This is a genomic window from Inquilinus sp. NPDC058860, assembly GCF_042743185.1.
GTDB lineage: Bacteria > Pseudomonadota > Alphaproteobacteria > DSM-16000 > Inquilinaceae > Inquilinus.
This window is the reverse complement of sequence record NZ_JBHYMS010000007.1, coordinates 79664-92582: the sequence shown is the minus strand read 5'-3', so window position 1 is coordinate 92582 and position 12919 is coordinate 79664. Positions and strand designations below refer to the sequence as shown.

General features: G+C 69.1%; 12 protein-coding genes. 4 read left to right on the top strand and 8 right to left on the bottom strand.

The annotated features are described in order from the left end of the window. The first annotated feature begins 1 nt into the window (after nucleotide 1). Complete coding sequence (gene ssb, locus ACFW16_RS07015; protein WP_380303228.1) at nucleotides 2-553, top strand: single-stranded DNA-binding protein; 552 nt, start codon at nucleotides 2-4, stop codon at nucleotides 551-553. Between the two features lie 26 nt (nucleotides 554-579). After that, nucleotides 580-1239 (top strand): aspartate/glutamate racemase family protein, encoded by a 660-nt coding sequence (locus tag ACFW16_RS07010; RefSeq protein WP_380303226.1) that lies wholly within the window; start codon nucleotides 580-582, stop codon nucleotides 1237-1239. 9 nt (nucleotides 1240-1248) lie between these two features. Here ACFW16_RS07010 and ACFW16_RS07005 read toward each other — a convergent pair whose 3' ends face one another. The 8 genes from ACFW16_RS07005 to ACFW16_RS06970 form a co-directional block, all read right to left on the bottom strand. Further along, the gene (locus ACFW16_RS07005; protein WP_380303224.1) at nucleotides 1249-2220 is read right to left on the bottom strand and encodes an ABC transporter ATP-binding protein; all 972 of its coding nucleotides are present in this window, start codon (nucleotides 2218-2220) and stop codon (nucleotides 1249-1251) included. After that, on the bottom strand, nucleotides 2217-3245 hold the full coding sequence (locus ACFW16_RS07000) for an ABC transporter ATP-binding protein (protein WP_380303222.1): 1029 nt from the start codon (nucleotides 3243-3245) through the stop codon (nucleotides 2217-2219). The genes ACFW16_RS07005 and ACFW16_RS07000 overlap by 4 nt, the downstream gene beginning before the upstream one ends. Continuing rightward, nucleotides 3242-4114, bottom strand: coding sequence for an ABC transporter permease (locus ACFW16_RS06995; RefSeq protein ID WP_380303220.1), 873 nt, complete (start codon nucleotides 4112-4114; stop codon nucleotides 3242-3244). The genes ACFW16_RS07000 and ACFW16_RS06995 overlap by 4 nt, the downstream gene beginning before the upstream one ends. Before the next feature lie 3 nt (nucleotides 4115-4117). Next, nucleotides 4118-5071 (bottom strand): ABC transporter permease, encoded by a 954-nt coding sequence (locus ACFW16_RS06990; protein ID WP_380303218.1) that lies wholly within the window; start codon nucleotides 5069-5071, stop codon nucleotides 4118-4120. A 19-nt stretch (nucleotides 5072-5090) separates the two neighbouring features. After that, nucleotides 5091-6698: an ABC transporter substrate-binding protein gene (locus tag ACFW16_RS06985; protein ID WP_380303216.1), complete on the bottom strand. Its 1608-nt coding sequence runs from the start codon at nucleotides 6696-6698 to the stop codon at nucleotides 5091-5093. 152 nt (nucleotides 6699-6850) lie between these two features. Further along, complete coding sequence (locus ACFW16_RS06980) at nucleotides 6851-7588, bottom strand: ThuA domain-containing protein (RefSeq protein WP_380303214.1); 738 nt, start codon at nucleotides 7586-7588, stop codon at nucleotides 6851-6853. Nucleotides 7589-7613: 25 nt separating this feature from the next. Further along, nucleotides 7614-8648, bottom strand: a complete 1035-nt coding sequence (locus ACFW16_RS06975) for a Gfo/Idh/MocA family protein (RefSeq protein WP_380303212.1) — start codon at nucleotides 8646-8648, stop codon at nucleotides 7614-7616. Between the two features lie 29 nt (nucleotides 8649-8677). Next, nucleotides 8678-9955 carry an ABC transporter substrate-binding protein gene (locus ACFW16_RS06970; RefSeq protein WP_380303210.1) on the bottom strand — a complete coding sequence of 426 codons (1278 nt, stop codon included), beginning with the start codon at nucleotides 9953-9955 and terminating at the stop codon, nucleotides 8678-8680. 673 nt (nucleotides 9956-10628) lie between these two features. Between ACFW16_RS06970 and cpaB the strand changes: the two genes are divergently transcribed. Continuing rightward, the gene (cpaB, locus tag ACFW16_RS06965) at nucleotides 10629-11558 is read left to right on the top strand and encodes a Flp pilus assembly protein CpaB (protein ID WP_380303209.1); all 930 of its coding nucleotides are present in this window, start codon (nucleotides 10629-10631) and stop codon (nucleotides 11556-11558) included. Next, nucleotides 11555-12916: a type II and III secretion system protein family protein gene (locus ACFW16_RS06960; protein WP_380303207.1), complete on the top strand. Its 1362-nt coding sequence runs from the start codon at nucleotides 11555-11557 to the stop codon at nucleotides 12914-12916. The genes cpaB and ACFW16_RS06960 overlap by 4 nt, the downstream gene beginning before the upstream one ends. Nucleotides 12917-12919: the final 3 nt, after the last annotated feature.

The window sequence follows — 12919 nt, the reverse complement described above, 5'->3', positions numbered from 1 at the left end:
CATGGCTGGCAGCGTCAACAAGGTCATTCTCATCGGCAATCTCGGCCGCGATCCGGAGATCCGGTCCTTCCAGAACGGCGGGCGCGTGGCGAATTTCTCGGTCGCGACGTCGGAGAACTGGAAGGACCGCAACACCGGCGAGCGCAAGGAGCGCACCGAATGGCATCGCGTCGCGGTGTTCAACGACGCGCTGGTCGGGGTGGTCGAGCGGTTCCTGAAGAAGGGCTCGAAGGTCTATATCGAAGGCCAGCTCGAGACCCGGAAATTCAACGACCAGAGCGGCGCTGAGCGCACCATCACCGAGGTGGTGCTGCGCCCGTTCCGGGGTGAGCTGACCATGCTCGACGGCCGCGAGGGCGGCGGCGGTGGCGGCGGGGGTGGCGGCTTCGAGGACGAGGGCGGTTCGGGCGGCGGCTACGGTGGTGGCGGCTATGGCGGCGGCGGCCGGTCCTCGGGTGGCGGATCGTCCGGGGGCGGCTCCTCCGGTGGCGGGTCGTCGGGCGGCGGCCGCGGCCCGATGGCGGACGATCTCGACGACGAGATCCCGTTCTGACGCCATCGACAGCTGACGACCGCGGGATGCGGGGCCCGGCGCCGCGCATCCTGCTGATCAACCCCAACACCAGCCACGCCACCACCGCGATGATGGTGGCGCTCGCCCAGGCCGAGGCCGGCGATCGCATGGCGGTCGAAGGCACGACCGCCGCGTCCGGCGTGCCGATGATCCTCGACGAGGCCGCGCTCGCCGCCTCGGCGGACCAGGTCGTCGCGATCGGCACCCGGGCCGCCGGAGCGGCCGGGATGATCGTGGCGGCGTTCGGCGATCCCGGGCTGGACACGCTGCGCGGCAGCGTGACGGTTCCGGTGGTCGGCCTCTGCGAGGCGGGGATGCTCGAGGCCGCGGCCGGCGGGCGCCGCTTCGGCGTGGCGACCACGACCCCGGGCCTCGCCGCCGCGATCGATGCCAAGGCCCGGGCCCTGGGGTTGGGCCCGCTCTACACCGGCATCCGCCTGACGCCCGGCGACCCGGCCGCGCTGGTCGCCGATCCGCAACGGCTGGAACAGGCCCTGGCCGATGCGGTCGTCCTGGCGATCGAGCGGGACGGGGCCGAGGCGGTGGTGATCGGCGGCGGCCCGCTCGGCCGCGCCGCCGGCGCCCTGGAGCGGCGCTTCGCGGTCCCGGTCATCGGCCCGGTTCCCGCCGCCGTCCGCCGCCTGGCCCGGCTACTGGAGAGATAGGGCTGCCGCTCAGGCGGTGAGCCGCACGCAGCGGGCCCAATGTCCCGGTGCCAGGTCGACCGGCGCGGGCTCCGCGGCGGCGCAGGTGTCGGCGAAGCGCTGGCAGCGCGGCCCGAAGGCGCAGCCCGGCGGCGGGGCGCTGAGGTCCGGCGGGGCGCCCGGGATCGCGTCCAGCCGCCCGCCCTTTGCCAAAGCATGATTGGTCCGGGTGGCCAGCAGGCCCCGGGTGTAGGGGTGCGCCGCCTCGCGGATCACCGCGGCGCAGGGCCCGGTCTCGACGATGCGGCCGGCATACATCACCGCGATCCGGTCGGCGACCTCGACCGCCACGCCGATGTCGTGGGTGACGAAGAGGATGGCGAGGCCGAAGTCGCGCTGCAGCTCGCGCAGCAGCAGCAGGACCTGGATCTGCACCGTGGCGTCGAGCGCGGTGGTCGGCTCGTCCGCCAGCAGCACCTTGGGCCGGCAGGCCAGGGCCAGGGCGATCATGGCGCGCTGGCGCATGCCGCCCGACATCTCGTGCGGATAGTTGTCCAGCCGGCGCTCCGGCGAGGGGATGCGCACGCGCTCGAACAGCTCCAGCGCCCGGCGGCGTCCCTCGGCGCGGGAGACGTGCTCGTGCCGGACCACCGCCTCGGCGATCTGGTCGCCGATCCGGTACACCGGGTCGAAGGCCAGGCCGGGGTCCTGGAACACCATCGAGGCGACGCGGCCGCGATAGGCGGACAGCTCGGCCGCCGACAGGGCGAGGACGTCGCGCCCGTCCACGGCGACCGTGCCGCCGATGCGCGCGGTCTTCGGATGCAGACGCAGCAGCGTCCGCAGGGTCACGCTCTTGCCCGAGCCGGACTCGCCGAGCAGGGCGACGGTCTCGCCCGGGGCCAGGCTGAGATCGACCCCGGCGACCGCCCGCACGTTTCCGCCGCCGGCGGCGAAATCCACGGTCAGGTCCTTGACGTCGACGATGGGCGTTGCGGTCATGCGGCGGCGCTTTGCGGATGGCCGGAGGCTGGATCGGCGAGGTGGCAGGCCGCCCGATGCGCGCTGCCGACTGCGTGCAGTTCCGGCTCGATCCGGGAGCAGGGGGCGGCGGCGGCGCGGCAGCGGGGGTGGAAGCGGCAGCCGGGTGGCGGGTCGATGGGGTTCGGCGGGTCGCCGGACAGCGGCGCCTCCTCGGTGCGCCGGTCCGGATCCATCGACGGCATCGAGGCCAGCAGCGCCGCGGTATAGGGGTGGCGCGGCGCGTCGAAGATCGCCTCCGCCGCGCCGACCTCGGCGACCTTGCCGAGATACATCACCATCACCCGGTCGCAGATCAGGCGGACCGTGTGCAGGTCGTGCGAGATGAACATGTAGGTCAGGCCGAACTCGTCCTTCAGGTCGAGCAGCAGGTTCAGCACCTGCGCCTCGACCGATTTGTCGAGCGCCGACACCGCCTCGTCGAGGATCAGCAGGCGGGGGTTCAGCGCCAGCGCCCGGGCGATGTTGACGCGCTGCCGCTGGCCGCCGGACAGCTCGTGCGGGTAGCGCCCGGCGAAACGGGCCGGGTCGATGCCGACCCGGTGCAGCAGGTCCAGGGCCTGGGCACGCGCCGCCCGGGCGCCCACGCCCTGGATGCGGGGGCCGAAGGCAATGGTGTCGAGCGCGGTCAGCCGCGGGTTGAGCGAGGCGTAGCTGTCCTGGAACACCATCTGCGCCTGCCGGCGGAAGGCGGCGACGCCCAGCGCCGCCGACCCGACCTCCTCGCCGTCGAACAGGATGGCGCCGGCGTCGGGCCGGATGATCCGCATGATCAGCCGCGCCGTGGTCGACTTGCCGCAGCCCGACTCCCCGACGACGCCCAGCGTCTCGCCCTTGGCGATGTCGAAATCGATCCCGTCGACCGCGCGCACCACGGGGCCGCCCTTGCTCAGGAAGCCCGGCTTGCGGCCGAAATGCTTCACCAGGCCGCGGACGGAGAGCAGTGGCGTCCCCGACCCGCCACGGTCGCGCGGATCCGTGCTCACGACTTCACCTCCATGGCCGTGCGCAGCCCGTCGGAGAACAGGTTGAAGGAGATCGAGGTGAGGAAGATCATGGCCCCGGGCAAAGCCGCGACCAGCGGCTGGGAATAGATCGCGGTGCGCAGGGTGTTCAGCATCAGGCCCCATTCCGGCTCCGGCGGCTTGACCCCGAGGCCGAGGAAGGACAGCCCCGAGGACAGGATCATCGACACGCTGATCAGGCTGGTGGCGTAGACGAAGATCGGCCCCAGCACGTTGCCGAGGACATGGACCCGGATGATGGTGACCGGGCCGGCGCCGGACAGGCGCGCCGCCTCGACATAGTCGCGGCTGCGGATCTGGGTGGTGACGCTTTCGGCCACCCGCGCGATCTGCGGCACGAAGACGACGGTCAGCGACACGATCGCGTTCAGGATGCCGGCGCCGAGCGCGCCCGACAGCGCGATCGCCAGCAGCACCGAGGGGAAGGCGAAGAACACGTCGATGACGCGCATCACCAGCGTGTTGATCCGGCCGCCGACATAGCCGGCGGCGATGCCGATGCCGGATCCCAGGACGAAGGCGAACAGCACCGGCGTCACCCCCAGGAACAGCGACAGCCGGCCGCCATAGATCAGCCGGGTCAGCATGTCGCGGCCCAGCTCGTCCGCCCCCAGCGGATAGCCGGGGAAGCCCACCGGCTTCAGCCGCCGGGCCATGGTGCCCTTGACCGGGTCGGCCGGGGCGATCCAGGGCGCCAGCACCGCCGCCAGGACGATCGCGACGATCACGGCCAGCGCGATCATGGCGACCGGATCGCGCAGCAGCCGCCGCCCGACATTCGCCCAGTAGCCGCGCCGCGCGGGGCTCATGGTTTCGGCGATCGCCGTCATCGGTCAGCCCCGCTGGATGCGCGGGTCGAGCGCGGTCTGCAGCACATCGACCAGGAGGTTGAGGAACACGAAGATCAGGGCCAGCACCAGGATGGTGCCCTGCAGCAGCGGCAGGTCGCGCTGGAAGATCGCGGCGTTGAGCAGGAAGCCGGTGCCCGGCCAGGCGAACACCGTCTCGATCAGGATCGAGCCGCCGAGCAGATAGCCGAGCTGCAGCCCCATCACCGCCAGGGCGGTCGGCGCGGCGTTGCGCACCACATGGGCCAGCACGCTGCGCTCGCCCAGCCCCTTGGCGCGCAGGGCCTGGACGAACTCCTGGTTCAGGATATCGCCGACCATCGCCCGCACCGTCCGGGCGATAATGCCCATCGGGATCACCGACATGGTGACGGCGGGCAGGACCAGGTAGCGGAGATGGTCGAGATCGGGCCGCCAGTTGCCCGAGCCGTCCGGCCCGGCCCCGGTCGGCGGCAGCCAGCCGAGCGTGGCCGAGAACACGATCACCAGCACGATGCCGAGCCAGTAATGCGGCACGCTGACCCCGAGGACGGAGAGGGCGGAGGCCGCCTTGTCCAGCGGGCTGCCGCGGAAATAGCCGGCGACGAAGCCGAAGAAGGTGCCGAAGGTGAAGCCGATCAGCGTGGCGGCGGCGGCGAGGATCAGGGAGTTCCCCACCGCCCGCCCGACCTCCGATGCCACCGGCCGGCCGGTGGCGATCGACCGGCCGAGATCGCCCTGCGCCACCTTCCACAGCCACAACCCGTACTGCACCGGCAGCGGCCGGTCGAAGCCGTAGGCCGCCCGCATCTCGGCCTGCTGCTCGGCCGTGGCGTCGATCGGCATCACCGCGGTCAGCGGGTCGCCCGGCGCCAGATGGACCAGCAGGAAGCACACCAGGCTGACGCCGAGCGCCACCGGCAGGACGTAGAGCAGACGTCGCAGGACGTAGAGGAGCATCGCTCGGTTCCCGCCGGCGTCAGGGTTCCACGGTGATCGGGGAGAAGTCCTGGAACCAGTTCTGGGCCTGGACGAAGCCCTTCACCTTGCCGCTCATGGCCCGGGCGTTGACGTCATGCGCCACCATCAGGAACAGGGCGTCGTTCACGTATTTCTCGTGGATCTTCTGCAGCACCTTGGCCTGTTCCGCCGGGTCGAAGGTCTGGCGCACCTGGTCGAACAGCGCGTCCATCTCCGGATCGCAATAGGCGCCCCAGTTGGTGCCGGCCGGCGCCGCCAGGTTGCACTGCAGGTGCCGGATGAAGCCGGTGAAGGGGTCCTGGATGAAATAGGAGTAGTTCATGCCGGTGGCGCCGCGGGCGCTGGGGTCCTTCGCGCCGGCCCGCCAGATGTTGATCAGCTGGTTCCACTCCACCACCTCGAACTCGACCTGGATGCCGATCTCGGCGAGGTTCTGCTGGATGAACTCGTTCATCGGCAGCGGCTGCATCTGGCCGGAGCCGGAGGAGGAGATCAGGATCTTGGTCTTGAGCGGATGGTCTGGGCCGTAGCCGGCCTCGGCCATCAGCGCCTTGGCCGCCTCGGGATCATATTTCAGCTCGAAGCTCGGATGACCGAACCAGGGATGGCCCGGCGGCAGGAAACCCTGGGCCGGGATCATCAGACCGGACAGCATCTCCGTCATGCCGTCGCGGTCGATCGCCAGATTGGCCGCCTTGCGGATGCGGATGTCGTTCCAGGGCGAGCCCTCGGCCCGTGACAGGTGCCAGGTCCAGTTGTGCGGATAGGCGTTGGTGACGATCTGGAAGCCGGCGGCCTTCAGCGAGTCGACCGCGTCCGGCGCCGGCGCCTCGATCCAGTCGACCTGGCCGGAGCGCAGTGCGGCGACCCGGGCGTTGGCTTCGGGCAGGGGCAGCAGCACCAGCTTGTCGAGCTTCGGCACCCGGGCCTCGTCCCAATAGTCCGGGTTCGGCACCAGCTCGGCCCGCTCACGCGGCATGAAGGCCACGAGCTTCCACGGGCCGGTGCCGGACGGGGTCCTGGCGAAGGCCTCCCAGCTGCGCCCGACCTTCTCCCATTGGGCGGGCGAGGACATCATGATCCAGGCCAGCTGGTAGGGCAGGGTGGCGTCCGGCGCCTTGGTGACGATCTCGACGGTCAGAGGATCGACCACGCGGTACGACGCGACCGACGGGATGCGCGACTTGCCTTGAGCCGACTGGCGCTGGTCGTATTGCGGGCTGTCGGTCTTCAGGAGCTTGTCGAGGTTCCACACCACCGCGTCGGCGGTGAAGTCGGAGCCATCGTGGAACTTGACGCCCTGGCGCAGCTTGAACAGCCACTTGGTCCTGGTCGGATCGCCGGGGTCCAGCCCCCAGGAGGTGGCGAGCCCGGGGGTCAGCTCGGACGGTCCGGTCGCGCTCGACAGGTCCCAGTTGATCAGCGCGTCATAGACCGTATAGCCCATGAAGCGCATGCCCTCGCCGCCATTGTCCGTCTGGCCGGTGGTCAGCGGGATGTCGGACGCGGTCATGCCGATGCGCAGGGTGCCCTGCGCCTGGGCGCCGCCGCAGGCCGTGACGGCGAGCATGGCCGCCACGGCCGCCTTGAGGATGAAGTGTCGCATGTCGCTGCCGGCTCCCGATTGTCGTCGGGCAGCGCACACGCAAGCAGCGGGCCAGGATCGCCGGCGGGCTGTCGGCACCGGCGATCCCGGTCCGGTCTGCCCGGATTGAATGCAATCGCCGGGTCAGATTGGATACATTTTATGCGCGGCGGCTAGCCGATCGCCTCGATCGGGTCCCGCCGCATGTTGTCCGGCGGCGTGCGCCTCACCCCGGGCTGGGCGGCCCAGGACGCGGCATTGGCGATCACCGTCTGCACCTCGGCGTTGTGGTAGCTCGGGAAGGTCTCGTGCCCCGGGCGGAAGTAGAAGATCCGGCCGTAGCCGCGGCGATAGGTCAGGCCGCTGCGGAACACCTCGCCGCCCTTGAACCAGCTGACGAAGACCAGCTCGTCCGGCTCCGGCACGTCGAAGAATTCGCCATACATCTCCTCCTGCGGGATCTCGATGTAGCGGTCGAGCCCAGCGGCGATCGGATGGGCCGGGGCGGTCACCCAGATCCGCTCGGTCTCGCCGTCCTTGCCGTGTACCCGCCAGTTGACGCTGCAGCTGGTGCCCATCAGCCGGCGGAAGATCTTCGAGTAGTGGCCGGAATGCAGCACGATCAGGCCGAGTCCGCCCATGACGTGGCGGCGGACGCGCTCGACCACGGCGTCCGACACGTCCTCATGGGCCTTGTGGCCCCACCACAGCAGCACGTCGGCGCCGTTCAGCACCTCGTCGGTCAGCCCGTGCTCGGGCTGGTCCAGCGTCGCGGTCGCGACCGGGAAGCCGCGCTGGCGCAGCGGATCGGCGATGGCCTCGTGGATGCCGTCGGGATAGAGGGCCGAGACCTCGGGGTTCTGCAGCTCGTGCCGGTACTCGTTCCAGACCAGCAGGCGGGGAAGGGCCATGTCGCTTGTCTCCGGATTGAAACGGTCAGGGGAGAATTTCGGACAGCGACACCCATGTGCCGTCCTGGGCGCCCGACCGCATGCAGGCGAAGCTGGTGGCGAGGGAGTGGATGTTGTCCTCGCCCGAGGTGAAGTAGCGCGGCGGCTGGCCGCGGACAGCGGCGGCGAAGGCGTTCAGCGTGCCGGCCCGGTCGATCAGCGCCAGCGGCTTCATCGGCAGGTCCCGGACCGACCCGTCCGGCTTGCGCAGCGCCAGCTTGTCGGCGATCTCGCCGCCCATGCCGCGGGCCTGCCACACCAGCTGCCCGTCCTCGCATTCGACTGCCCATTCCCCGGTCCAGGTGGTCGGCGTGCCGCGCGACACCCAGGATCCGTTGTAGGACACCATCAGCCCGCTCTCGAGCGCCAGCAGCGCATGCGCCGCCGCATGGTCCTTGAACGGGCTGTCCGGCGTGTTCCAGCTGCGGCAGGCGACCCGCTGCACGTTCTCGCCGAAGATCATGCGCATCAGGTCGAAATGGTGGATCGCCATGTCCAGCAGCAGCGGGCCGGGGATGTCGTGGTAGCGGTGCCCGGTCACCTTCCAGTTCTGCCGGAAGTCGATCAGCGCCGACAGCGGCCGGCCGTAGGTGCCGTCGCGCACCAGGTCGGCCACCGTCCGCACCGCCGACATGTACCGATAGTTCTGGCTGACCATCAGGATCCGGTCGACCCGCTCGGCCAGGTCGATCAGTTCCTGCGCCTCCTCCAGCGTCGAGGTGAAGGGCTTCTCGACCAGCACGTGCTTGCCGGCCTTGAGCGCCGCCTCGCTGACGCTCTTGTGCCCGGCGGTCGGCAGCACCGCCAGCACCGCCTCGGCCTCGACCGCGGCGATGGCGGCGTCGAGGCTGGGGAAGCACCTGTCCTCGGCCAGGCCCAGCGTCTCCTCGGCCCGCTTCAGCGCCTCCGGGCTGGCATCGACGAAGCCGACCACATCGACCGCCTTGACCTGCGGCAGGATGGTGTGGGCCCAGTTCATGCCCCAGCCGCCGAGGCCGACCTGGATGACCTTGACCGACATTCCGTCTTCCTTCCGTTATCCCGTGAGGCTCACCAGCGGCCGCCGCGGCTGAGCCGGTTCAGGTCCTTCTGCAACTGTGCCAGGTTGGCGGCGCCGTCGCCCTGCTTCGACAGGGTGTTGTGGACCGCGTTCCAGAACAGCGACGAGACCTCGCTGTAGCGCTCGCCCGTCACCGCCGACGGCCGGGCCACGGCGCTCTCCAGGATCTGGCGCGTCGTCTTGAAGAAGGGCCGCTTCTCCAGCAGCTCGGCGTCCTCGTACAGCGCCGGAATGGTCGGCTGGTAGCCGCCTTCCATCGCCCGGCGCTTCTGCTCGTCCCTGGAGGTCAGGTAGAGGGCGAAGGCCGCCGCCTCCTTGGGATTCTCGGAGTATTTCGAGACCGCGATCTGCCAGCCGCCGAGCGTCGCGGCGTGGCGGGCGTCTTCGCCGTCGCCCTTCGGCAGCGGTGCGTATCCGACCTTGCCCTTGACCGGGCTGTCCGCCGATTCCGCCAGGCTTGCGGCGTAGGGCCAGTTGCGCATGAAGGCGGCGTTGCCGGACTGGAACACGCCGCGGGCGTCCTCCTCGATATAGTTCAGCACGCCGTCGGGGGCGATGGTGCCGACCCAGGAGGCGGCCGTGTCCAGCGCCTTGGCCGCCTGCGGGTTGTCGACCGTGATCTTGCCGTCGGGGCCGACGACGGTGCCGCCGCCGAAGCTGACGATCCATTCCAGCGCATCGCAGGTCAGCCCCTCATAGGCCCTGCCCTGGAAGACGAAGCCGAAGAAGCGGTCGTTGCCGGCCTGCCGTTCGCCGTCCTGGATGGTCTTGGCGGTCTCGGTCAGCTGACTCCAGGTCTCGGGCACCTCGAGCTTGTATTTGTCCAGGAGATCCTGGCGATAGTACAGCAGCCCGGCATCCGTATACCAGGGCAGGGCCAGCAGCTGGCCGTCACGGGTCAGCCCCTGGACGATGTTCGGGAAATGCTGGTCGATCGTGGCCTGGTCCACATACTGCTTCAGGTCGACGAAGTGGCTGCCCAGGATGCCGGGCCAGATCACGTCGACCTGGAACACGTCGATGTCGCTCGACTTGCCGGTGAGGAACTGCTGGTAGAGGGCCAGCTGCTCCGAGGTCGATTGCGGGGCGGCGACGACCTTGACCGTGTTGCCGGTCTTGGCCGACCAGGCCTTGGCGGCCTCGTCGCACAGCCTGGACTGGATGCCGGTCGAGCCGCAGGCGAAGGTGATCTCGGCGCCGAAGGCGGCCGGAGATGCCGCCGCGGTGAGGGCGAGGGCGGCGAGAGCGGTCAGGTGTCTCCCGGACATGGTTCCTCCTGTGGTCTCGACGAACGGCTTCTGATGTCCGCTGCAATCGTTTGCAGATTAGTGGCGCGAGGGCGTTTGGCAACCGGCAATCGACCCGGCCGGTGGCAGTCGCCAGGACCGCCTGCCGGCTGGGGCGCGCGAAGGCGGGCGGTCGGCTCATGACGGATGAACAGGATGGCGGGGCGGATCGGATGGGTGCTTAAGGAGTACTTAAGGATTCACGGGAGGCAGGATCGCCCAAGGTCTACAACCAATGGTCGTGGCCACCATGACACGGCCGGAGGTTTTCTTGAAACGAGGTTAGATAAAAAAATGGACATAAATAAATATTCCATATATTTCGATATAGTTTGCAACTCTCGGTCGGCTATATAGGAATGCACTCCGAGATATCGAAGATCCTTTCCCATGCATAACATATTATGCAGGTTTTTCTGCTTCGCGATTTCTAGTAAGATTTGTCGTTGTTTTGTGGAAGCCGAATAAAGCTTGTTCCGCCGTCCGATCTGTGTTACATAGTCGGTTATTAATGCTAGTTTAGCTAACCTTTTAAGGAATGCAGGAAATGAACAAATATTCTGGAGTTCTGAGGCGGTAGGCGGGTAGGTTCGAAAAATGCCGTTCTCGCCTGGACGGTCCGTGGTTTTGATATCTCCATTGAAGCCCATCGCCGATGAACACGAATGCGCTGACACGAGCTTATCTGGTCCTCGGCGGGCTTGGAGCGGTGTCGCTGATTGCTTATGGCGTCTATAAGAGTTCCGTGCCGGTGAGCGTGGTTCCTGCGCCGACCCCGACGAGTCAGCCCGCGCCCGTCGACGTGAAGGTGTTCGGCGTCATGACGGCGGCCCGGTTCATCGCCCGGGGCCAGGAGATCACCCGGGAGGATGTGGCCACCACCTCGATCGCCGGGGCCGTGCCCCAGGGGGCCCGCACGGCGGTCGGCGATGTCGTCGGCAAGGTGGCGACGGCCGATATCATGCCGCAGCAGTTGCTGCTCGATTCCACGATCTCCGCGGATCCGGCCAGGGCAGGTCTCGCCGCGCTGGTTCCTGCCGGCTATCGCGCCATCAGCATCCTGACCAATGACGAGATCGCGGTCAGCCAGTTCGTCCGGCCCGGCGACAAGGTCGACATCCAGCTGGTGCTGCCCGAGAACGTCCTGAACAATCAGAACGGGCTGGAGCAGCCGGAAGGCAATCTCAGCGAGGCGCGCACGGTGCTGCAGGACGTGCTCGTGCTCACCGTCGGCTCCACCCTGGGCGATCCGGCCCTGGCCCAGGCCGCCGGCCAGAATGCGGCCGAGCCCGCCGCCGGTTCCGGCGGGCGTCGCGGCGAGCCGTCGCGGACCATCAGCCTGGCCATGACGCCGGAGCAGATCGCCCAATTCGCCCTGGCCCGCAGCCTCGGCTCCTTCTACCTGTCCCTGCGCGGCGCCGACGACCTGCAGCTGATCGGCGACAACACCGCCAAGCTCTCCGACATCCGCGGCCCGGCGCCGCCGGCGGCGGCCCCCGCGCCGCCGCAGAAGAAGCCGATCGAGCTGATCGTCGGCGACAAGACCCAGCTGATCTACCCCAAGACGTCCGGAGAGCGGCGATGAGAGTTGTGGTGCGTATGCTGTTCGTCGCGGTTCTCGTCCTCGTGAGCCAGGTCGCGGGGGCGGAGGAGCTGCGGCTCGGCGTCGGCGCCCAGCGCGTGCTCAACCTTCCGGCCCCGATCACCCGCATCGTCGTCGGCCAGGGCGGCATCATCGACGCGACCGCGTTGAACGAGGACCAGCTGCAGATCACCGGGCTGCAGTCCGGCCAGACCACGCTGGCCGTCTTCACCGCCCAGTCGGACCGGGGGATCTCCTACGACGTCACCGTCGGCGGCACCCCGGCGGTCGCCCTGCCGACCATCCCCGACCGCGGCGACCCGGCGCGGCAGATCCGCGGCCAGCCGGGGCTGCAGGGGGTGCGGGTGAGCCGGGACGGCGACAACCTGGTGCTGTCCGGCACGGTGCCGGACCTCGACTCCCACGCCCGGGCCTCGGGCATCGCCCGCGCCTATGGCGGCGGCAACGTCGTCGACCTGACCCGGGTCACCGGCAACCAGATGGTGGCGGTCGACATCCAGTTCGCGGCGGTGTCGGCGACGACGCTGCGGGCTCTCGGTTTCAACTTCGCGGCGCTGGGCGGCAGCGATTTCCAAGGGGCGCTGGTCGGCCCGAACTCGCTGCAGAGCTTCGAGTTCAACCCGAGGCTGACGCTCGAAGCCTCTGCCCCCCTTGCGAACGCGTTCAACCTGTTCCTCGGCGATTCGCGCAACGGCATCTTCGGTGTTCTCAGCGCCCTGTCGCAGGCCGGGCTGACCCAGTTGCTGGCCCAGCCGACGCTGCTGGTCCGCTCCGGCGAGGAGGCGAGCTTCCTCGCCGGCGGCGAGATCCCGATCCCGGTGCCGCAGGGCGGGGCCTCGATCGGCACCACCACCATCGAGTATCACGAATACGGCGTCCGGCTGAGCATCGCGCCGGTGGTGCTGTCGGACAAGCGCATCGTGCTCAAGGTGGCGCCCGAGGTCAGCGAGCTGGACTATGCCAACGCGCTGACCATCCAGGGCTTCAACGTCCCGGCCTTCCGCCGCCGCTCGACCTCGACCACGGTCGAGCTCGGCAGCGGCCAGAGCTTCGTGCTCGCCGGGCTGATGTACAGCAACAGCACGGTGAACGAGAGCAAGTTCCCCTGGCTCGGCGACATCCCGATCATCGGCGCCCTGTTCAAGACCACCAACAACCAGCAGGAGCGGCAGGAGCTGGTCATCGTCGCCACGCCGCGGCTGGTCCGGCCGCTGGCGCCGAGCCAGGTCCCGCCGCTGCCGGGCGTCGACACGCGCAAATACAACCCCTCGGTCGGAGACATGATCCTGAACGTGGACCAGGTGCAGGACCAGCTCGCCCCCTACGGATTGATGCGGTAGCAG

What these genes read in the sequence shown, in the direction of transcription:
- ACFW16_RS06980 (WP_380303214.1), bottom strand. Translation starts at nt 7,588, where the DNA reads ATGGCCCTTCCCCGCCTGCTGGTCTGGAACGAGTACCGGCACGAGCTG.
- ssb (WP_380303228.1), top strand. Translation starts at nt 2, where the DNA reads ATGGCTGGCAGCGTCAACAAGGTCATTCTCATCGGCAATCTCGGCCGC.
- ACFW16_RS06995 (WP_380303220.1), bottom strand. Translation starts at nt 4,114, where the DNA reads ATGACGGCGATCGCCGAAACCATGAGCCCCGCGCGGCGCGGCTACTGG.
- ACFW16_RS06975 (WP_380303212.1), bottom strand. Translation starts at nt 8,648, where the DNA reads ATGTCGGTCAAGGTCATCCAGGTCGGCCTCGGCGGCTGGGGCATGAAC.
- ACFW16_RS07005 (WP_380303224.1), bottom strand. Translation starts at nt 2,220, where the DNA reads ATGACCGCAACGCCCATCGTCGACGTCAAGGACCTGACCGTGGATTTC.
- ACFW16_RS06970 (WP_380303210.1), bottom strand. Translation starts at nt 9,955, where the DNA reads ATGTCCGGGAGACACCTGACCGCTCTCGCCGCCCTCGCCCTCACCGCG.
- ACFW16_RS07010 (WP_380303226.1), top strand. Translation starts at nt 580, where the DNA reads ATGCGGGGCCCGGCGCCGCGCATCCTGCTGATCAACCCCAACACCAGC.
- ACFW16_RS06960 (WP_380303207.1), top strand. Translation starts at nt 11,555, where the DNA reads ATGAGAGTTGTGGTGCGTATGCTGTTCGTCGCGGTTCTCGTCCTCGTG.
- ACFW16_RS06990 (WP_380303218.1), bottom strand. Translation starts at nt 5,071, where the DNA reads ATGCTCCTCTACGTCCTGCGACGTCTGCTCTACGTCCTGCCGGTGGCG.
- cpaB (WP_380303209.1), top strand. Translation starts at nt 10,629, where the DNA reads ATGAACACGAATGCGCTGACACGAGCTTATCTGGTCCTCGGCGGGCTT.
- ACFW16_RS06985 (WP_380303216.1), bottom strand. Translation starts at nt 6,698, where the DNA reads ATGCGACACTTCATCCTCAAGGCGGCCGTGGCGGCCATGCTCGCCGTC.